An 18,312-nucleotide genomic window follows, 5' to 3' on the forward strand; every position below is an offset into this window, starting at 1 on the left:
TCCGCCTCGACCTCACAGGCAGGAGACGGCCGCTCCCAGGGATGGCAGGGCGGGCAGTGCCATCCTGCGGACAATGTCGCCGTATCCGGCGATCCCCAGCTCGATCCGTCCCGGTCTGGACAACGACGATCTTAAGGGTTCGAGGGGGCGGAGTCCGGGGCAGCGCGACGCCGGGCGCGGAACCGGTCAGGCCAGGGAGCGGACGGAGCGGACCGCCTGCCAGACGGCGGAGTCGACGGCCTCGGGCGAGAGGATGTGGTCCAGGACCATGTGGGCGCAGCCGACGATCCCGGCGCCCGGGCCGAGGCGGCTGCGCTCGATGCGCAGGTTACGGGTCGCCAGGGCCGTCGAGCGGCGGTGGATCACCTCGCGGACCCCCGAGACCATCGGCTGGAAGGTCTCCGCCACGTCGCCGCCGAGTACGACCACGGCGGGGTTGAGCAGGTTGACCGCGCTGGCGACGACCTCGCCGAGCATCCGGGCGGCGTTGCGGACCACGGTCATGGTCTCCGCGTCGCCGGCTCGGACCAGGCTCACCACGTCGGCCATGGTCTTGACCTCGTGCCCCCGGGCGCGGAGCTCGCGCAGGATCGCGGTGCCGCTGGCGACCGAGTCGACGCAGTCGATGTTGCCGCAGCGGCAGAGCACTCCCCCGCCGTCGCGGACCGGGATGTGCCCGATCTCCCCGGCGGCGCCCAGTGCCCCCCGCAGGATCTCGCCGCCGGCGATGACGCCGGAGCCGATCCGGGTGGAGACCTTGATGAACAGCAGGTCGTCGGCCTCACCCGCGTAGATCGCGCGGTGCTCGCCGATGGCGATGACGTTCACGTCGTTGTCGAGGAGGACGGGAACGGGGAAGCGCTCGGCGATGATCGGCGGGATGGCCACCCCCGTCCAGCTGGCCATGATCCGGGCGCTCTCGGTGCGCCCGGCCGCGAACTCGACGGTGGCCGGGACCCCCAGGCCGACGCCGCGGACCAGGGAGACGGGGCGGTCGCCGAGCAGTTCACTCCAGGTCTGCATGACCAGCGGGAGGACGACGTCAGGGCCCTCCTCCACGTCCACGGACAACTCCGCGCGGGCCACCACCTCGCCCGCCAGGTCACAGACGGCGACCTGCGCGCGGCTCGCGCCCAGCGAGCCGACCAGGACGAGGCCGCCCGAGGCGTTCAGGACCAGCCGGGTGGGCGGACGTCCTCCGGTGGAGGGGCCCTCGCTGTCCTCCACGACGAGGCCCTGCTCCAGCAGCTCGGTGACGCGCAGGGACACGGCCGGCCTGGACAGGCCGGTGACGCGCCCTATGTCGGCGCGCGTGACCGCCTCACCGGAGCGGATGAGGCGCAGCACCTCACCGCTGGTGGCCAGCGCGGCAGCGGGACGTCGAGGCATCGGTTAAGTGAACCACACCTGCTTATGAAATGAAAACGTCGTACTTTCTCATCTCAAATGACAAAACTCGGCTTGTGTAGAGCGCAAGATATGGCTACTGTCCGATCTATCCCCAATTTCGGTAGATCATCACGGAGCGCTCCCCCATGTCCGAGACCCCGCAACCCGCCGACCTCATCGTCTTCGGTGGCACAGGTGACCTCTCCATGCGGAAACTCCTCCCGGCGCTCTACCACTCCGACCGCGCCGGCCTCCTCGACCCCTCCACCCGCGTCATCGCGATGTCCCGCGGCGGGCTCGACGACGCCGACTTCCGCGGCAAGGTGGACGCGGAGGTGCGCGGCTCGGTGCCGGTGGACGACCCGGACACCTGGCAGCGTTTCCTCGGCCGCCTGCACCACGTCAGCGTCGACATCGGCGGCCAGGACCCGACCGGGTGGGCGAGGCTCACCGGGCTGCTCGCCGGGTACGAGCACCGCGCCCGGGTCTTCTACCTGGCCAGCCCGCCCATGACGTTCGGCCCGTTCTGCCGGGAGGCACACCGCGCGGGTCTGGTCACCCCCGCCTCACGGGTGGTGCTGGAGAAACCCCTCGGGCGCGACCTGACCAGCGCACTGCGCATCAATGACGAGGTCGGCGCCATCTTCGACGAGCGGCAGGTCTACCGCATCGACCACTACCTGGGCAAGGAGACGGTCCAGAACCTCCTCGTGCTCCGGTTCGCCAACGCGTTCCTGGAGCCGATCTGGAACTCCCTCTGGATCGACCACGTCCAGATCACCGTCGCCGAGACCGTGGGCACCCCTGGCCGGCGCGGCTACTACGACCACGCGGGCGCGCTCCGCGACATGGTGCAGAACCACCTGCTCCAGCTGCTCTGCCTGGTCGCGATGGAGCCCCCCTCGCGCAACGACCGCGAGTCGATCCGCGACGAGAAGGTCAAGGTCCTCCAGTCGCTGCGGGCCGTCACCGGCGGCGAGGTCGACCGTTTCACCGTACGCGGCCAGTACACGGCGGGCGAGTCCGGCGGCGTCGAGGTCCCCGGCTACCTCGACGAGCCCGACCGCACCGCCCCCACCGAGGCCTCCCGGCGGGTGGAGACCTTCGCCGCGATCCGCGCCGAGGTGAAGAACTGGCGCTGGGCGGGGGTGCCGTTCTACCTGCGCACCGGCAAGCGGATGCCGTACCGCTGCTCGGAGATCGTCGTGCAGTTCAAGGACGTGCCCCACTCGATCTTCCCGGGCAGCACGCCCAACCGGCTGGTGCTGCGGCTGCAGCCGAGCGAGGGCATCCAGCTGAACATCATGGCCAAGGAGCCCGGCGCCGGCGAGGTCACCCTCAAACCCGTCCCGCTCAGCCTCAGCTTCGCCGAGACCTTCACCGGCCGGGTGCCCGACGCCTACGAGCGGCTCCTCATGGACGTCCTGGCGGGCAACCCGACCCTGTTCATGCGGCGCGACGAGGTCGAGGCCGCCTGGCGGTGGATCGATCCGATCATCAGCGAGTGGGAGTCGCGGGGCACGGCCCCCGAGCCGTACCCGGCGGGCAGCGCGGGCCCCGCCTCGGCCCACGAACTCGTCGGCCGCAGCGGCCGCACCTGGCACGGGGAGGGACTGGCGTGAGCGGCCGGGAACAGCACACAGACCGAACCGACCGCGACGCAGGAGACCGGATGCATCCCGTGATCCAAGAAGTGACAGACCGCCTGGTCGAGCGGAGCCGCCCCAGCCGTACCGCGTACCTGACCCGGCTGCGCTCCGAGGCCGAGGCGGCCCGCCGGCGAGGTCCCGCCAGGGCGAGCCTGGGCTGCGCCAACCTGGCCCACGGCTTCGCCGGCGTGGGAGAGAACGACAAGCGCGACCTGCGGGCAGGCGTCAAGCCCGGCGTGGCGATCGTGTCGAGCTACAACGACATGCTCTCGGCGCACCAGCCCTACGAGACCTACCCGGCGATCCTCAAGGCGGCCGTCAGAAAAGCCGGCGGTGTCGCGCAGTTCGCCGGCGGCGTGCCCGCGATGTGCGACGGCGTCACCCAGGGCCGGGCGGGCATGGAGCTGTCGCTCTACAGCCGCGAGGTCATCGCGATGGCCACCGCGATCGCGCTCTCGCACGACATGTTCGACGCCTCCCTCATGCTCGGCGTCTGCGACAAGATCGTTCCCGGCCTGCTGATCGGGGCGCTGCACTTCGGCCACCTGCCCGCGGTGTTCGTCCCCGCCGGGCCGATGACCTCCGGCCTGCCCAACAAGGTCAAGGCCCGCACCCGGCAGCTGTTCGCCGAGGGCAAGGTCGGCAGGGACGAGTTGCTCGACGCCGAGGCGAAGTCCTACCACTCCCCCGGCACCTGCACCTTCTACGGCACCGCCAACTCCAACCAGGTCATGATCGAGGTCATGGGCCTGCACCTGCCGGGCTCGACCTTCGTCAACCCGCGCACCGAGCTGCGCGAGGCCCTGACGAAGGCGGCGGGCAGGCGGGCGGTGGAGCTGACCGCGCACGGCGACGAGTACACCCCGGTGGGCGAGGTCGTCGACGAGAAGGCGATAGTCAACGCCTGCGTGGCGCTGCTGGCGACCGGCGGCTCGACCAACCACACGATGCACATCGTCGCCATCGCCGCGGCGGCGGGCATCGAACTCCTCTGGGACGACCTGGCCGCACTGTCGAAGGTCGTGCCGCTGCTGACCCGCATGTACCCCAACGGCCAAGCGGACGTGAACCACTTCCAGGCCGCGGGCGGCATGCAGGTGCTCATCGGCGACCTGCTGGACGCCGGGCTGCTCCACGGCGACGTGCTGACCGTCGCCGGGCGCGGTCTGGACCACTATCGCTCGGCCGCCGAGCTCAAGGACGGCGAGCTGCTCTGGACGGAGCGCACCGAGGGCAGCACCGACACCGACGTGCTGCGCCCGGTCTCCGACGCGTTCTCCGCCGACGGCGGCATCCACATGCTCAACGGCAATCTGGGGCGCGCGGTCAGCAAGGTCTCCGCGGTCAAGGACGAGCACCTGGTCATCGAGGCCCCCGCCAAGGTCTTCGACGACCAGCTGGAGCTGCTGCGCGCCTTCGACGCGGGCGAGCTCGACGGGCAGGACTTCGTCGCGGTCATCCGATACCAGGGACCGAGCGCGAACGGCATGCCCGAGCTGCACAAGCTCACCCCGCCGATGGCGGTGCTGCTCGACCGGGGACAGCGGGTGGCGATCGTCACCGACGGCCGCATGTCCGGCGCGTCGGGCAAGGTCCCCGCGGCCATCCACCTGTCGCCGGAGGCCGCCGACGGCGGCCCCATCGCGCTGGTGCTGGACGGCGACCCGATCCGCCTCGACGCCGCCGCCGGCACCCTGGAACTGCTGGTCCCCGCCGACGAGCTGGCCGCCCGGTCCCCGCATGGCGCGCCGCTCACCGACGCCCAGTGGGTGGGCACCGGCCGCGAGCTGTTCGGCTCCTTCCGCCGCGCGGCGGGCCCGGCCGAGCGCGGCGCGGGCATCTTCGCCCTGAACGGCCACGCCGAGGCCGTCGCGAACGGCGGCCGGGTGTGATCGCGCGCACCGTCTCCCCGGCACGGCCCGCAAAGGAGATCATGTGAGCCTTCCCTGGCTCGTCGCGGACGTCGGCGGCACCAACGCCCGGTTCGGGCTGGTCACCGAGGCCGGTGGCCGGCCCGGCACGGTGGCCGTGCTCGCGGGCGCGGAACACGACGGCCTTCCCGAAGCCGTAGCCGCCTATCTCGCAGACCATGCGGGCGGAGTTCGGCCGGGAGCCGCGTGCATCGCGATCGCAGGACCCGTGGACGGCGACCGCTACCGGCTCACCAACGCCGGGTGGACGGGGTCGGTGAGCGAGCTGGGCATCCCGAACGCCTGGCTGCTCAACGACTTCGAGGCCCTCGCCGCGTCCCTGCCGTACCTGCGGGGCGAGGACCTGGTCTGTCTGGGCGGCCCGGAGCCCTCGCGCGGCGTCAAGGCCGTGCTCGGGCCCGGAACCGGCCTCGGCGTGGGCGGCCTGGTGCCCGCCGCCGAGGGCTGGGTGCCGATCCCCGGGGAGGGCGGTCACGTCACCATGCCGCTCCTCGACGAGCGCGACCACGAGATCGTCCGGGCGCTGCGCGCGGACGGCATGGAGCACGTGGTGGCCGAGCACCTGCTCTCCGGACCGGGGTTGTCTCGCCTGCACCGGGGGCTCGCCCTCGTCCGCGGGGTGGACGCGCCGAGGCTGTCGGCCTCCGACATCGTGGCCCGGATGGACGACTCGCTGTGCGCGCAGACCGTCGAGGTCTTCTGCGCCATGCTCGGCACCTTCGCCGGCAACGTCGCACTGACCCTCGGTGCCCGGGGCGGGGTCTACCTGGGCGGCGGCGTGCTGCCACGTATCGTGGACCGGGTCCGCTCCAGCGACTTCCGCCGCCGCTTCGAAGCCACCCCCACCCTGAACGACTACCTTTCCGGCATCGCCACCACGCTGATCGTGGCCCCACAGCCCGCCCTGGTCGGCGCGGCGGCGTGGCTGAACCAGCACCTGTCCAACCTGGAGTACGTGTGAGTAGCCTGCTCGACATCGCCCCCGTCATCCCGGTAGTCGTGATCGACGACCCGGAGACCGCGGTCCCCCTGGCCCGCGCCCTGGTGGCGGGCGGCCTGCCGGCCATCGAGGTCACCCTCCGCACCGCCGCCGCCCTGGACGCCATCGCGCGCATCGCCGCCGAGGTCCCCGAGGCGGTGGTCGGCGCGGGCACCGTCCGCACCCCGGCCGACGTGGCCGCCTCGGTGGCGGCCGGTTCCGCCTTCCTGGTCAGCCCGGGAACCACCCCGAGACTTCTCGACGCCCTTGAGGCCGGTGGGGTGCCGTTCCTGCCCGGCGCGGCGACCGCGTCCGAGGTCATGGCGCTGGCCGAGCGCGGGGTGACCGAGATGAAGTTCTTCCCGGCCGAGGCCGCCGGCGGCCTGCCGTATCTGAAGGCGCTCGGCGGCCCGCTGCCGCGGATCAGGTTCTGCCCGACGGGCGGCATCAGGCTCGCGACCGCCCCCGACTACCTGGCACTGCCGAACGTGGGCTGCGTGGGCGGTACCTGGCTCACCCCCGCCGACGCGCTCGCCACCGGTGACTACCCGCGGATCGAGAAGCTGGCCACCGAGGCGGCCGCCCTCCGCCGTTAGTTCGCCGCAGGACTCCGCGGGCGTGCCTGTCCTCCCTTGGCCCGCCCGCGGCCATGAGCCGGCCGTGACCCGGTGTGGCGCTCATGAGATCCGGCCCATGGCCGCCCTACCCGGCGGCCATGGGCCATTCCTTTTCGCCCGGCCGGCTCCTCGCCGCTCCCGGCCACCGGAAGCGGGCTGAACCCGGTAAGGACCCCGCGCGTATCTCGCGGCGAAAGGCACTCCCTCACAGAGGAGCCATGAATGCGAGTACGCATCGTCACGATCTGCGCCACGGTTCTGGTCATGGGCGCCGCCGGTACGGCGTCCGCCGGAACCCAGCAGGCGCAGAACGGAGCGAAACAGGCCCGAGCCGGAACCGGCCAGGCGAAATCCTGGACCGGCCACGCGCAGACCGGAACGCGACGCGCGCAGAGCCGTTTCTCGGTCACCAACCTGGTCTCTGACGTCAGCGGGCGGGCGGCGGTCACCGACCCCGCACTGATCAACCCGTGGGGACTGGCCATGGGCAGGACCCTCTGGGTCTCGGCCGCGGGCAGCGGCCTGGCCACGGTCTACTCCGGCGGCGCGGGCACCGTGAAGCAGGAGAGGACCCGGGTCCGCGTCCCCGGTGGCAGGCCCACCGGGCAGGTCGTCAACCCGGGCGAGGAGTTCGTCGTCAAAGGACCCGGCGGTTCGGGGCCCGCGACGTTCATCTTCGCCAGCCCCAGCGGGGCGATCACCGGCTGGAACGCCGAGGCCGACCCGGACGACGCGATCATCAGCGCGTTCGTGAAGGGCGCCGCCACCCCGACGACCTCTCCCTCCAGCGGCGCCTCCCCCGCGCCTTCGCCCTCGCATCCAAGCTCCCACAACTCCGGCTACGGCTACTGACGGGCCGCCGACGGGCACGAGGGCCGTGGGTCTCGCAGGCGGCGCCGGCACCCCACCTCCGAAAGGTGCCGGCGCCGCGCGTTTACCGGAGAGTCTCCTCCCGGTGACCGCGCCACCGCCCGGATTCCCCTACCCTTGAACGAACGAGGGGAGTACTTCCCAAGAGCCGCCCCGGTCAGTACGGACGTCCTGTGGCGTCCCCGGACGGCTGCCCGCGAGGTGCGGGTGAAGGAGACCTCGAATGACCGAGCGCATTCGAGGAGTGAGCATGCCCACCGACGGTCTCCCCCAGGTACCACCTTCCCGGCGTTCCACCCTTCGGGCGCAGTCCCCTCCGGCGCCCTCCGGATCGTCGGCGAACCCGATCCCACCGCGGCAGTCCTCCGAGACACATGATGGTGGGAGTCCCCTTTCCTGCGAGGTGCACGCGATGGCCACCACATCGGCCGGCCGGTCCTCCGACGAGGAGCTGCACTATCCGGCCGGGACGCTGGTGCTCCTCGCGGGGCTTCCCGGCGCGGGCAAGAGCACCCTGCTCGACCGGCTGTACGGGCTGCGCGGCGACGAGAGGGAACCGGTCCGCGCCGGTGAGGTCCGCGTCATCGACTCTCGCCAGTCCCGCAACTGGTGGGCCCGCTATCTCGGCCCGATCCCCCCGCGAGCCCGCACCCCGATCGTGCACACCACCCATGTGGCGCGGATCGCCCGCGCCCTGCTGCAGGGGCACGGTGTCGTCGCGCACACCCGGGGCACCTGGCCGCACATCCTGTACGGCTTCGCCTGGCTGGCGCGCGGGGTCGGCAACGAGATCCATCTGATCCTGCTCGACGTGGAGCCGAGCGCGGCCCGTGCGGGACAGCTCTCGCGCGGCCGGGTCGTCACGGACGCCACCTTCGCCCGGCACTGCCGCCGCTGGCGGGTGCTCGTCGAACGCGCCCGCGGCGGCGTGCTCCCCCCGGCCACGGGCGTCACGATCCTCGACCGTCCCGCCGCGGACCTGCTCCGGGCCATCCGCTTCGACGAACGGCCCCCCGCGCGGGACGGATGACTTTACCTTCGCCCGGCACTGGGCATTCCTCACCCAGGGCAGGTTCAGAACGACCGGGAGGAAACCTCAATGATCGACGTACTGGCTCTCGCCGGGGAGCATCTCGCCCTCGCCAGGGAGAGCGCGCACGGCCGTAGCGCCCACACCTACCTCAACGAGGGCACGCTGCGCCAGGCGGTCATCGCGCTGATCGCCGGAACCGTCCTCGGTGACCACGACGCCCCGCCGGCCGCGAGCCTGCACGTCCTGTCCGGGCGGGTACGGATCGTCGAGGAGGGGCGGAGCGTCGAAGTCGGCGCGGGGCAGGCCACCCCGATCCCGCAGCGACGTCACTCGGTGGAGGCGGACGAGGACTCGGCGGTCATCCTCACCAGTGTCGTCAACATCTCCGTGTGAGGCCTGCCCGGGGCACGCCCGGCGGATGACCGCCGTCTCGCCCGTTCGATCCCGGCGGTTCCCGTTCCCCGGACGCGGCGCCCCGCCCGGGCTCGTCCGCCGGTGACCGGTCCGCCGCCCTCCGTCAGGCGAGGGACGAGCAGAGGCGGGGGACCGCGACACCGATGGGGTCGCTGATCACCTCGTCGGCCAGGTGGTCGTAGGGGGTCGGCTCGGCGTTGACGATGACCAGCCGGGCGCCCGCTCCGACGGCGACGCCCACCAGGGAGGCGGCGGGCTGCACCTGCAGCGAGGTGCCGACGGCGACGAACATCTCGCACTTCTCGGCCGCCTCGATCGCCCGGGTGAGGGTGACCCTGTCGAGGGCCTGGCCGAACATCACGGTGGCCGTCTTGAGGATGCCGCCGCAGTCGCGGCAGGCGGGGTCGTTCTCGCCCGCGAGGATCCGGTCGACCGCCTCCCGCGTGGTGGAGGCGGCACCACAGGCGGTGCACAGGGCGTCGAACATGTTGCCGTGCAGCTCCAGTACCCGCTCGGGCGGCGATCCGGCCCGCTGGTGCAGGCCGTCGACGTTCTGGGTGACGATCCACGCGTCGGGCAGGCCGGCCAGGGCGCGGTGCGCCGCGTTCGGTTCGGCCCGCCAGGCGGGGTTGTCACGGCGCATCAGCCACGAGCGCCGCCGGATCTCCGGATCGGCCATGTAGTGCTCGTAGGTGACGAGCTTCTCGTGGTCGGGGTCCTTACGCCACACACCGTTCGGTCCTCGGTAGTCGGGAATCCCGGACTCGGTGGAGATCCCCGCGCCCGTCAGCACCGTCAGCGTCATGGGTCGATGGTAAAGCCGTTCCCGTCCGCGGAGCGGTTCGACGGCGAGCCGGGCGCCCGACGCGACGAGGGGGCCCGCCGCCGGGATCCGCGCGGTGCCCGGGCCCGCGCGGAGCTTCCGGTCGGAGAAGGGTCACCCGGCACGGTCGAGGAGGTCCGGCTCTCCGATGGGGTTCTCGTGGGTGCCCTCCGACGTGCAGGCGTGGGCCCCGGCGTGGGCCCCGAGGGGGATGGAGTCGTCGAGGGAGCGCCCGGAGAGCAGGCCGTACAGTACGCCGGAGACGAACGCGTCCCCGGCTCCGTTGCTGTCGACCACCGGCCCCGGCAGCGGTGCCGCGGGGAAGCCCCGCAGGCCGTTCTCGTCGAGGACGTGGCAGCCCTCCGCGCCCTCGGTGCAGACCACGGCCCTGGCCCGGCCGCGCGCCAGGATGTCGCGCATGACCTCGTCACGGCGCGGGCCGAGGGCGGTGGCCGACAGGAAGACCAGGTCGGAGGAGTAGGCGAAGTCTCTGTGGTGGTCGTTCTCGCCGTCCCAGTCGTGCAGGTCGGTGGAGACGGACCCGGGGCCCAGGTCCGGGTAGACGTGCCGGGAGAAGTCGGTGATCGACACGTGGACGTGCCGGGCCGCGCGGACCGCGTCCAGGTAGAGCTCCCTGGGCAGCCGCTCGCCCGCCACGGCGCGCGGGTCGAACAGCGAGGTGCGCCGCCCGTCGGGGCCGACGAGCAGGATGCTGCGCCGGGTTCCCTGCGGGGCGAGCGCCCAGCCGGCCTCCACCCCCCTGGCCTCGAAATGGGCCCGGATGAAGCGGCCCTGCGGATCGTCGCCGATCAGGTCGACCAGTCTGACCCTCAACCCGAGCGCGTGGCAGCCGAGGGCGACCCCGCTGCCGGTGTTGCCGATCCGGTCCACCACCGGAGGGACCGCGTAGGTGTCGGCGTACGGCAGGGGCAGCGAGGGCACGTAGGCGGTGGTGTCGACCCCGGTGCCACCGATGACGACGACGTCGTGACCGCTGTTCATCCCGAACCTTTCACCGACGAGTGGGCTAGCGGTTGACCAGCGGGCCTGAACCGGTGGAGCGGCGCACGACGAGCTCGGGCTGGAACATCAGCTCGACGTGCTTGGCGCGGACTCCGTTGATCTCCTCCAGGAGGGTGGCCACCGCCGCCGAGGCCATGGCGCCGATGGGCTTGCGCACGGTGGTCAGCGGCGGGTCGGTGAACGCGATCAGCGGCGAGTCGTCGAACCCCACCACCGACACCTCCCCCGGCACCGAGAGCCCCCGATCCCGGCAGGCCCGGATCGCCCCCAGCGCCATCAGATCCGACGCGCACACGATCCCCGTACAGCCGCGCGCCAGCAGCTGCGCCGCCGCAGCCTGCCCGCCCTCCACCGAGAAGAGCGAGTGCGAGATCAGCTCGTCGACCTCCGTCGCCCCCAGCAACTGCGCCATCGCCCGCCGGTACCCCTCGATCTTCCTGATCACCGGCACGAACCGGCGTGGCCCCACGGCCAGGCCGATCCGCTCGTGGCCCAGGTCGACCAGGTGCTGGACGGCCAGCCGCGCCGCGGCCCGGTCGTCGGGTGAGATGAAGGGGGCGTCGATCCGCTCGCTGTAGCCGTCCAGCAGGACGATCGGCAGCCCGCGCTCGGTCAACCGGGTGTAACGGTCCATCTTCGCCGTGGTGTCGGCGTGCAGCCCGGAGACGAAGACGATGCCGCTGACCCCGCGGTCCATCAACAGCTCGGTGAACTCATCCTCGGGAGCGCCGCCGGGCAGCTGGGTGCAGAGCACCGGGGTGTAGCCATGCTGGGTGAGCGCCTTCTCGATGGCCTGGGCGAAGGCCGGGAAGATCGGGTTGTCCAGTTCCGGGGTGACCAGGCCGATCAGCCCGTTGCTGCGCTGGCGCAGCCGCTGCGGACGCTCGTACCCCATCAGGTCGAGCGCGGTCAGCACCGCCTGCCTGGTCGCCTGCGACACGCTGGGCTTGCCGTTGAGCACCCGGCTGACCGTGGCCTCGCTGACCCCGGCCTGCGCGGCGATGTCGGCCAGCCGAATCGCCGTCCCGTCGGAGCGGGAGCGTGAGGTCTGCGCTAGTTCACCGTCCATCAATGAGCCACCCCACCATGCGGCCGAATCAGGCGCAAGCCGATCGGCGTCCGACACCCGCTGTGAAATTCGTTTCTGCAACTTTTCGCAAACTGTAACATCTCAACCCTCGCAGTGGCATTCCGGTAAAGCCTTCCGGTCACGACTGACCGTCACATCAGGGAACGTAGAAGTAACCATTAGATGAGCGATTTCTAACGACATCTATGGACACACGGGCAAGTGTCGCGATGTACTACCTCATCAATCACACGGCTGGGATCCGGGCGGGGGCGCCCGGGAGGAACGAGCGAGCATGAGTACCGTCGTCCTCGACAATGTGAGCAAGGTATACCCGGGTGGATACCTTGCGGTCGACCGCATGAACCTGCGCGCGGAAAACGGGGAGTTGCTCGTTCTGCTGGGGCCCTCCGGTTGCGGTAAGTCCACGTTGCTGCGGATGATCGCGGGCCTGGAGGAGGTCACCGAGGGAGACCTGTGGCTGGGCGGTACGCTCGCCAACGACCTCGCTCCCCGCGACCGCGACGTGGCGATGGTATTCCAGAACGGTGCGCTCTACCCGCACCGGACCGTGCGCGGCAACATCGCCTTCCCGCTGGAGATCGCCAAGGCCGACCCCGTGATGGTCAGGGAACGCGTGACGGAGTTGTCCAAGGCGCTGCACATCGACGAGACCCTGGAGCGGCGCCCCGGAACCCTCTCCGGCGGCCAGCGCCAGCGCGTCGCGATGGGCCGCGCGATCGTCCGCCAGCCCTCGCTCTTCCTGATGGACGAGCCGCTCTCCAACCTGGACGCGGGCATGCGCACCGAGTTGCGGATGGAGATCTCGTCGCTGGTCCGTTCCCTCGGGGTGACCACCATCTACGTGACGCACGACCAGGTCGAGGCGCTGACCCTGGCCGACCGGATCGCCATCATGAACCGCGGCGTCCTGCAGGACCTCGGCACCCCCGGCCAGGTGTACAACGACCCCGCGACCGCCTTCACCGCGGCCTTCCTCAGCTCCCAGCAGCTCAACCTGCTCGCGGCCACCGTCCGCACCCCGCAGAACCAGTTCATCCTGCTGGACTTCGGCCCGCACCAGATCATGATCCCCTGGACCGATCCCAGGGCGTATGTCATCTCCCAGCACGTCGGCCACCAGATCATCGTCGGCCTGCGCCCCGACTGCCTGGCTCCGGTTCCCGACACCTTCGAGGGCCCGACCTTCCTCGGCCGCGTCCGCGCCCTGGAGTACCACGGCCACGAATGGCTCGCCTACGTCGAGAGCGGCCTGACCTCCGTGGCCGTGCCCGAGCCGCCGGACCCCCGCCGCGGGGCGAACGGCCTGGGCGCCTCCCCCCTCGTCGGCGGCCGCGTCCGGTCGGTCCTGCGCCGGCTGATCCCCGGCAACCTCTTCGACGGGGACGTCGAGCCGCAGCAGGAACAGGAGCAGGTCAGTGGCCACCACCGCCGCGCCGACCTCATCGTCCGGCTCGGCTCCCGCCCGGTCTGGCGGGCCGGCGAGTCCGCCAGGGTGGGGGTCGACGTCACCCGCCTGATGCTCTTCACCATGGACGGTGCCCGCATCGACCCTCCGCAGCGCTGATCCGCAGCGCCGCCGGAAGGGTGCGACGCGGTGGCGGCCGCCGAGGATCCGGCGCGCCGTCAGACCGGCCGGATCGTCTGGCCGATCCGGTCGAACAGCTCCTGCTTGCCGTCGACGTCGGTGCTGAGCGTGACGATGCAGGTCTTGTTCTCGGTCGGCACGTAGTACTGGGTGCCCCTGACGTCGACGCCGTTGGTCGGGAAGGTGTAGACGATCCTGGCCGCCTTTCTGGAGCCGATCGTCACCGTCCCCGCCGCGACGACCTTGGCCTTGAGCTGCTCCAGCTGGGATCTGGTCTCCTTGATCAGCTGTTCCGTCGAGATCTGCCGCCCGGCCTGGCAGAAGCCGTTGAGGTTGGTCGGGAAGCCGTTCGGGGAGGACTTGGCCGAGTTGGGGTCCGCCGCCCAGATCCCCTTGTTGTCGACCAGGGTCTGCAGGCTCTTCTTGGCCTGCTCCAGGGTGGGGCCGGACAGTCCGCTGCTCTTCAGTCCCTTGTTGAGATCATCCTTGGTCAGGTCGATCGCGACCCATTCCTTCGGGACCGCGACGCTGACACCGTTGGCGGTGCCGCCGATCGGTTTGAAACCGTTGGGAACGGGTGCCGCACCGGTGTTCCGCCCGGGAGTGGGGCTCGCCGAACCGGGGCTCGTGGTGGGTGCGGCGCTCTGCCCGGGGCTGGAGTTCCGCGCGAGGTCGGCGGGAACCCCGGCCCCGGCGATCCGGTCCCCGCTCCCGCAGGCCGTGCTCGTTCCCAGGCAGAGCCCCAGCAGGCTCATGGCCACGGTGTGGTGGCGGTTAGGCATCAGGCTGCCCTCCTCGCGGACCCGCGGGGGCCCGGTACCGATATGACCTGCGCTGTCTATCGGGGGGAGAGCTGACGCGGACGTGCACGGTGGTTACCCGCCTGCCGGGCCGTTGCCGGACGGCCCCGACAGAACCGGTCGCGGGAGGTGGCAGCACACCACTTCTCGCTTTCTACCCAATAGCCGACATATCGGAAACACTCAGGCCCGGGAGGCACGCCCCATGATGGAGACGATCTCCAGGACGCGGATGGCACGGTCCAGCTCGACACGGTGGAAGGGCGGGCCTCCGGCACGGGCGAGGACCAGGTGCAGGCTCACCTCCGGCACCGGAATGCTCATCAGCTGGTGAACGCCCGCCCCGAGGACGGCCGGTCGCAGCGGCGCGAGGTCGGCCCACTTGATGCCGGCGAGACCGCCCGTACCGTCGAGACCGGCCGGCGCCTGCCAGCTGCGGTGGACGAACTCCCCGCTCTCCGAGGACATGGTCACCGCCCACTCGGCGCTCACCAGATCCGGCATGGCGTCCACGAGGGTGGCCAGCGCCCTGCCCGGATCGGCGGCGACGTGCTTGAGCAGGTCGTAGTCCGGTGCGGCGCCGGGGATCTCACGGGTGGGCCAGACGCCCTCCACCCTCATCCCCGGGACCCCGGAGAGACGGTCCTTGACCGTCTCGGCGTCCACGCTGCCGGGCCAGGAGACCGTGAAGTCGTCCACCGCCCGGCCGACCTCACGTTCCAGGACCGTCACCTGGAGGATGTCCGCGCCCAGCGTGCCGAGCACCCGGGCCGCCTGGCCCAGGGCACCCGGCCTGTCGGGGAAGGAAACACGGAGCCGCAACATCATCACCGATCACCTCGCTCTGCGCACCAGACTGTCCTAGCCAGGTTTCACGAAGGTTCCGGAGAGATGTCCAGATTAAGACCCAAGATGAGTAAAAATCAGGATTGATATGCCCCGGCGGCGGGGGCTACCGGCAGTGCGGCACCGGAAAGGTCCCTGGCCAGGGTCGCCCCCCCGTACCAGGCGGGATCGAGCTTGACACCACGGCCGAGCGCCGGGGAGCCGGGGCTCAGGCGCAGGTCCTTCCGGCTTCTGAACCGGGGATCGGCCACGATCGACCTGGGGCCGAGCTTGAACTTGAGGGAACGGCCCTTGTAGACGCCGGCGTCCTCATCGGCTCCCTTGCCGTCCTCGAAGCCCACCTGGCCGCCGACCACGATGATGTTGTTGCGCAGCTTCAGGATGTTCGGCGAGCAACCGTCGTGGCAGGCCCAGCCGAGGGTGCTGCGGGCCGACAGGTAGACCGAGTTGTGCACCGCGATGGTGCCCTTCACCGGCCCGACCGCGTGGCGGGCGCCGCGCGTGACGAGGAAGGAGGTGCTCTTGCGCGAGGCGGTCACCACGTTGTGGGCGAAGACGTTGCCCTCGGCGGTCTTGCCCTTCTGCGCGCCCAGCTCGACGAAGGTCTTGTTCTCCCTGGCCACGTTGTGGGTGATCCGGTTGCGGTCGCCGTTGAACACCTCGACCGCGGCGCCGTCGGTGCCGTAGTCCTTGCTGCTCGCGTAGCTGCCGGTGATCAGGTTCCCGGTGACGAGGTTGTCGTCGCCGTTGAGCAGCACGCCGAAGGCGCCGGAGTCGTTGTCGCCGCCCTCGTCGTTGACGCTCATGCGGTTGTTGTCGGTCAGGACGCTGTCCTTGACCACGTTGTGCGCGCCGAAGAAATGCACCCCGGTGACGTTGCGGTCGGCGACGATCCGGTCGAGCTCGTTGCGGCTGCCGCCGACCTCGAAGCCGGCCCACCGGCAGTTGCTGGCCCGCACCCCCACAACCCGCACGTGGGAGCCCGAGATCACCACGCAGTCCTCGCCCCTGCCACTGACCTTCGGGGCCGCGCCCTTGCCGTACGGCTCGACCAGGATGGGGCCGGCCGCGGTGCCCCGGCCGGACAGTCTCAGCGGCCCGGGCCAGCCGCTGCCGCGCTTGAGGCGCACGATGTCACCGGGACGCAGGGTGGCGGCGTTGACGTTGTCCAGGCTGCGCCAGGGCGCCGCGGCCGAGGTGCCCGCCGCGGCGTCGTCCCCCGCCTTGGAGTCGACGTAGTAAACGGTGCCCGCCACCGCCACGGTGGCCTCGGGTAGTGCGACGAGCATGCCTCCCGCCAGGAAAGCCCCTGCCACCGGAGTGGCCCACCGTCTCGTCGATCTCATGCTGGTACGCTCCATCGCCGTCACCACAGGTGTGTCAGGCGCAGATCTTCGCACACCCGGGGTTTGGTCAGCGATCCGCAAGGACGGACCCACAGCCAGCCGTTACCTTCGCTTCACCCGCGGGCTCCTGGCGGGTCGGCGACGGCGTGGATCCCACGGCGGGCCGGCCGCCGGGAGGGGCGTCCGTCACGGTCGGGGCGGAGTCGCCGCCCGGCCTCGTACCGGCCCACCGGTGCCGTTCGCGGTCGGGTACGGCATCACCAGGGGCTACGCTGTCCGCCGCGACGACCGGGCCTGCTCCGGCACAGGCAGGCCGCGGTTCGCGCACGTCCGGGCCACCGCACGCGGGCTCACACCACCGGTTGCCGCAAGCTCACGGCGAACGCGCCGATCAGGCGATGAGCCGAACGACTCGCCACCCGTCAATACCTCTCGTTCATTTTGGCGGGGAGAGCTTAACCTGCAGAAACAGGATCAAGCGGAGATCAACTCCTACGCCGCTCCGCAGGACGTGACCGCGCCGCAGAACGGCCAGTGGAGCGTTCCAGCAGGGGTCTGGTGAGCGAGCAATGGAAGGGCCTGACATGTCCAATCACTTCACCGGCCTCAGCCTCGGGCCACCACTCGGAGACCAGCGTCTCGATCTGTGCGACCTCTACGCCTTCACGGCACCCGGGGATCCGAGCAGGACCGTTGTCATCCTCAACGCCAACCCCAACGCGGACGCCCTGCACCCCGACGCCGTATACCGCCTGAACATCGACAACGACGGCGACTATCTGACCGACGTCGCCTTCAGCTGGGTCTTCAGCCCGCCGGCATCCGACGGCTCTCAGACCTACAGCGTCCTCATGGCAACCGGTGCGGACTCCCGCAAGCCCGAGGCGGTCGGCACCAAGATCGTGTCGGACGCCGCCGTCTCCTTCGGCCCCCAGGCCAACGTGGTCGGCAGCGGCGACTACAAGGTGGCCGCCGGCAGCCGCAGTGACGCCTTCTTTTTCGACTTCGACGGAATCAAGAACCTGTTCGACACCAGCGGCAGGCGGAACTTCACCGCACCACATCTGGGCGGGAAGTCCCCGTGGACCGGCGTCGACTCCAATCTCATGGCCAACGTCTTCTCCATGGCCATCGAACTACCGACCGCGGAACTGGCGCCCAAGTCCGGGTTGCACATCTGGGGCCGGTGCAGCGTCCGGCGCGACGGCGAACTCGTCCACGCCGACCGGGCCGGACACCCGTCGATGAGCAGCTTCTTCAACACCGATGACACGAAGGAGGACTACAACGCCGGCGAACCGGTCAACGACCGGGACAACTGGACCGACCAGTTCGTCCATCTGCTGGGCCACACCGGCGGCTACTCGCGCGAGGACGCGATCAACGCGATCGACGAGCACGGCCTCCTGCCGGACGTGCTGCGCTTCGACCCATCCAAGCCGGCTGCGTATCCTAATGGCCGGACATTTACCGAAGACGTCATCAACATCCGCGTCGCGTTCCTCACCAGGAACGAAGCTCCGCCCACCGGCCTGAACCCGCACACCGACACCCTGGACCGGTTCCCGTACCTCGGCGACCCGCACCCGGCAGCCACCTCCTGACCGATCTCGGAAGGACGCGCCCGGGGGCTCCGACGGCCGATCCGCCCCAGCCGTCGGAGCCGTTCCGACACGGTTCGGCCGTGGGTCCGCCTCTCACCGCCGAGGCTGCCCGAGCACCGTTTCGGCCCGCCGTCCGGGTCGCTGTGGCGAGTGCAAGCCCCGTGGTACTCGTGTGGCCGAACCTTCGACGCCACCCGCACGCCAAGACCCCGCCGGCACACGCCGGCGGGGTCTCTTCACCTGCTGATCACGAAGCGCAAGGTCAGAAGCTTAGGAACAGGCGCTTAGGCCACATCTGCCGGCGTCCTCA

At 70.8% G+C, this 18,312-nt stretch carries 16 protein-coding genes; 9 read left to right on the plus strand and 7 right to left on the minus strand.

Features of this window, described 5'->3' with window-relative positions:
- Positions 1–186 precede the first annotated feature (186 nt).
- Entirely contained in the window at positions 187–1,389 is a 1,203-nt protein-coding gene (locus AB0J58_RS31430; protein WP_343978810.1) for an ROK family transcriptional regulator, read from the minus strand.
- A gap of 146 nt (positions 1,390–1,535) precedes the next feature.
- Here AB0J58_RS31430 and zwf point away from each other — a divergent pair, with 146 nt between their 5' ends.
- The 7 genes from zwf (at position 1,536) to AB0J58_RS31465 (ending at position 8,861) form a co-directional block, all read left to right on the plus strand.
- Positions 1,536–3,011 carry a glucose-6-phosphate dehydrogenase gene (gene zwf, locus AB0J58_RS31435; protein ID WP_364222567.1) on the plus strand — a complete coding sequence of 492 codons (1,476 nt, stop codon included), beginning with the start codon at positions 1,536–1,538 and terminating at the stop codon, positions 3,009–3,011.
- Positions 3,012–3,061: 50 nt separating this feature from the next.
- Complete coding sequence (gene edd / locus AB0J58_RS31440; protein WP_364222570.1) at positions 3,062–4,930, plus strand: phosphogluconate dehydratase; 1,869 nt, start codon at positions 3,062–3,064, stop codon at positions 4,928–4,930.
- 43 nt (positions 4,931–4,973) lie between these two features.
- Positions 4,974–5,930: a glucokinase gene (locus AB0J58_RS31445; protein WP_364222573.1), complete on the plus strand. Its 957-nt coding sequence runs from the start codon at positions 4,974–4,976 to the stop codon at positions 5,928–5,930.
- Positions 5,927–6,544 (plus strand): bifunctional 4-hydroxy-2-oxoglutarate aldolase/2-dehydro-3-deoxy-phosphogluconate aldolase, encoded by a 618-nt coding sequence (gene eda / locus AB0J58_RS31450; RefSeq protein ID WP_364222576.1) that lies wholly within the window; start codon positions 5,927–5,929, stop codon positions 6,542–6,544. The genes AB0J58_RS31445 and eda overlap by 4 nt, the downstream gene beginning before the upstream one ends.
- A 243-nt stretch (positions 6,545–6,787) precedes the next feature.
- A complete protein-coding gene (locus AB0J58_RS31455; RefSeq protein WP_364222579.1) occupies positions 6,788–7,417 on the plus strand; it encodes a hypothetical protein in 630 nt (209 codons plus the stop codon).
- A 430-nt stretch (positions 7,418–7,847) separates the two neighbouring features.
- Positions 7,848–8,465, plus strand: a complete 618-nt coding sequence (locus AB0J58_RS31460) for an ATP-binding protein (RefSeq protein WP_364222582.1) — start codon at positions 7,848–7,850, stop codon at positions 8,463–8,465.
- Positions 8,466–8,534: 69 nt separating this feature from the next.
- The gene (locus tag AB0J58_RS31465; RefSeq protein WP_364222585.1) at positions 8,535–8,861 is read left to right on the plus strand and encodes a cupin; all 327 of its coding nucleotides are present in this window, start codon (positions 8,535–8,537) and stop codon (positions 8,859–8,861) included.
- A gap of 124 nt (positions 8,862–8,985) precedes the next feature.
- Here AB0J58_RS31465 and AB0J58_RS31470 read toward each other — a convergent pair whose 3' ends face one another.
- The 3 genes from AB0J58_RS31470 to AB0J58_RS31480 all read right to left on the minus strand — a co-directional run bounded on the left by AB0J58_RS31470 (position 8,986) and on the right by AB0J58_RS31480 (position 11,797).
- The gene (locus tag AB0J58_RS31470) at positions 8,986–9,687 is read right to left on the minus strand and encodes an NAD-dependent deacylase (protein WP_364222588.1); all 702 of its coding nucleotides are present in this window, start codon (positions 9,685–9,687) and stop codon (positions 8,986–8,988) included.
- A 132-nt stretch (positions 9,688–9,819) separates the two neighbouring features.
- On the minus strand, positions 9,820–10,707 hold the full coding sequence (locus tag AB0J58_RS31475) for a carbohydrate kinase family protein (protein ID WP_343978837.1): 888 nt from the start codon (positions 10,705–10,707) through the stop codon (positions 9,820–9,822).
- Positions 10,708–10,732: 25 nt separating this feature from the next.
- Positions 10,733–11,797: a LacI family DNA-binding transcriptional regulator gene (locus tag AB0J58_RS31480; protein ID WP_350920523.1), complete on the minus strand. Its 1,065-nt coding sequence runs from the start codon at positions 11,795–11,797 to the stop codon at positions 10,733–10,735.
- 295 nt (positions 11,798–12,092) lie between these two features.
- On the opposite strand from AB0J58_RS31480, the gene AB0J58_RS31485 reads away from it, so the two are divergent.
- A complete protein-coding gene (locus tag AB0J58_RS31485; protein ID WP_364222591.1) occupies positions 12,093–13,385 on the plus strand; it encodes an ABC transporter ATP-binding protein in 1,293 nt (430 codons plus the stop codon).
- Positions 13,386–13,444: 59 nt separating this feature from the next.
- On the opposite strand, the gene AB0J58_RS31490 is transcribed toward AB0J58_RS31485, so the two are convergent.
- The 3 genes from AB0J58_RS31490 to AB0J58_RS31500 all read right to left on the minus strand — a co-directional run bounded on the left by AB0J58_RS31490 (position 13,445) and on the right by AB0J58_RS31500 (position 16,398).
- The gene (locus AB0J58_RS31490; RefSeq protein ID WP_364222594.1) at positions 13,445–14,188 is read right to left on the minus strand and encodes a hypothetical protein; all 744 of its coding nucleotides are present in this window, start codon (positions 14,186–14,188) and stop codon (positions 13,445–13,447) included.
- Between the two features lie 201 nt (positions 14,189–14,389).
- Positions 14,390–15,034, minus strand: coding sequence for an amino acid-binding protein (locus tag AB0J58_RS31495; protein WP_364222597.1), 645 nt, complete (start codon positions 15,032–15,034; stop codon positions 14,390–14,392).
- Positions 15,035–15,129: 95 nt separating this feature from the next.
- Positions 15,130–16,398 (minus strand): right-handed parallel beta-helix repeat-containing protein, encoded by a 1,269-nt coding sequence (locus tag AB0J58_RS31500; RefSeq protein WP_364222599.1) that lies wholly within the window; start codon positions 16,396–16,398, stop codon positions 15,130–15,132.
- Between the two features lie 584 nt (positions 16,399–16,982).
- Between AB0J58_RS31500 and AB0J58_RS31505 the strand changes: the two genes are divergently transcribed.
- Positions 16,983–18,002 carry a DUF4331 family protein gene (locus AB0J58_RS31505; RefSeq protein ID WP_364222602.1) on the plus strand — a complete coding sequence of 340 codons (1,020 nt, stop codon included), beginning with the start codon at positions 16,983–16,985 and terminating at the stop codon, positions 18,000–18,002.
- The last annotated feature ends 310 nt before the right edge of the window (positions 18,003–18,312 follow it).

Source organism: Streptosporangium sp. NPDC049644 (assembly GCF_040675205.1).
Taxonomy (GTDB): Bacteria; Actinomycetota; Actinomycetes; order Streptosporangiales; family Streptosporangiaceae; genus Streptosporangium; species Streptosporangium fukuiense.

Bases quoted from the DNA above. Each gene is read 5' to 3' on its own strand.
- AB0J58_RS31430 (WP_343978810.1), bottom strand. From the start codon at position 1,389: ATGCCTCGACGTCCCGCTGCCGCGCTGGCCACCAGCGGTGAGGTGCTG.
- zwf (WP_364222567.1), top strand. From the start codon at position 1,536: ATGTCCGAGACCCCGCAACCCGCCGACCTCATCGTCTTCGGTGGCACA.
- edd (WP_364222570.1), top strand. From the start codon at position 3,062: ATGCATCCCGTGATCCAAGAAGTGACAGACCGCCTGGTCGAGCGGAGC.
- AB0J58_RS31455 (WP_364222579.1), top strand. From the start codon at position 6,788: ATGCGAGTACGCATCGTCACGATCTGCGCCACGGTTCTGGTCATGGGC.
- AB0J58_RS31460 (WP_364222582.1), top strand. From the start codon at position 7,848: ATGGCCACCACATCGGCCGGCCGGTCCTCCGACGAGGAGCTGCACTAT.
- AB0J58_RS31465 (WP_364222585.1), top strand. From the start codon at position 8,535: ATGATCGACGTACTGGCTCTCGCCGGGGAGCATCTCGCCCTCGCCAGG.
- AB0J58_RS31470 (WP_364222588.1), bottom strand. From the start codon at position 9,687: ATGACGCTGACGGTGCTGACGGGCGCGGGGATCTCCACCGAGTCCGGG.
- AB0J58_RS31475 (WP_343978837.1), bottom strand. From the start codon at position 10,707: ATGAACAGCGGTCACGACGTCGTCGTCATCGGTGGCACCGGGGTCGAC.
- AB0J58_RS31480 (WP_350920523.1), bottom strand. From the start codon at position 11,797: ATGGACGGTGAACTAGCGCAGACCTCACGCTCCCGCTCCGACGGGACG.
- AB0J58_RS31485 (WP_364222591.1), top strand. From the start codon at position 12,093: ATGAGTACCGTCGTCCTCGACAATGTGAGCAAGGTATACCCGGGTGGA.
- AB0J58_RS31490 (WP_364222594.1), bottom strand. From the start codon at position 14,188: ATGCCTAACCGCCACCACACCGTGGCCATGAGCCTGCTGGGGCTCTGC.
- AB0J58_RS31495 (WP_364222597.1), bottom strand. From the start codon at position 15,034: ATGATGTTGCGGCTCCGTGTTTCCTTCCCCGACAGGCCGGGTGCCCTG.
- AB0J58_RS31500 (WP_364222599.1), bottom strand. From the start codon at position 16,398: ATGAGATCGACGAGACGGTGGGCCACTCCGGTGGCAGGGGCTTTCCTG.
- AB0J58_RS31505 (WP_364222602.1), top strand. From the start codon at position 16,983: ATGTCCAATCACTTCACCGGCCTCAGCCTCGGGCCACCACTCGGAGAC.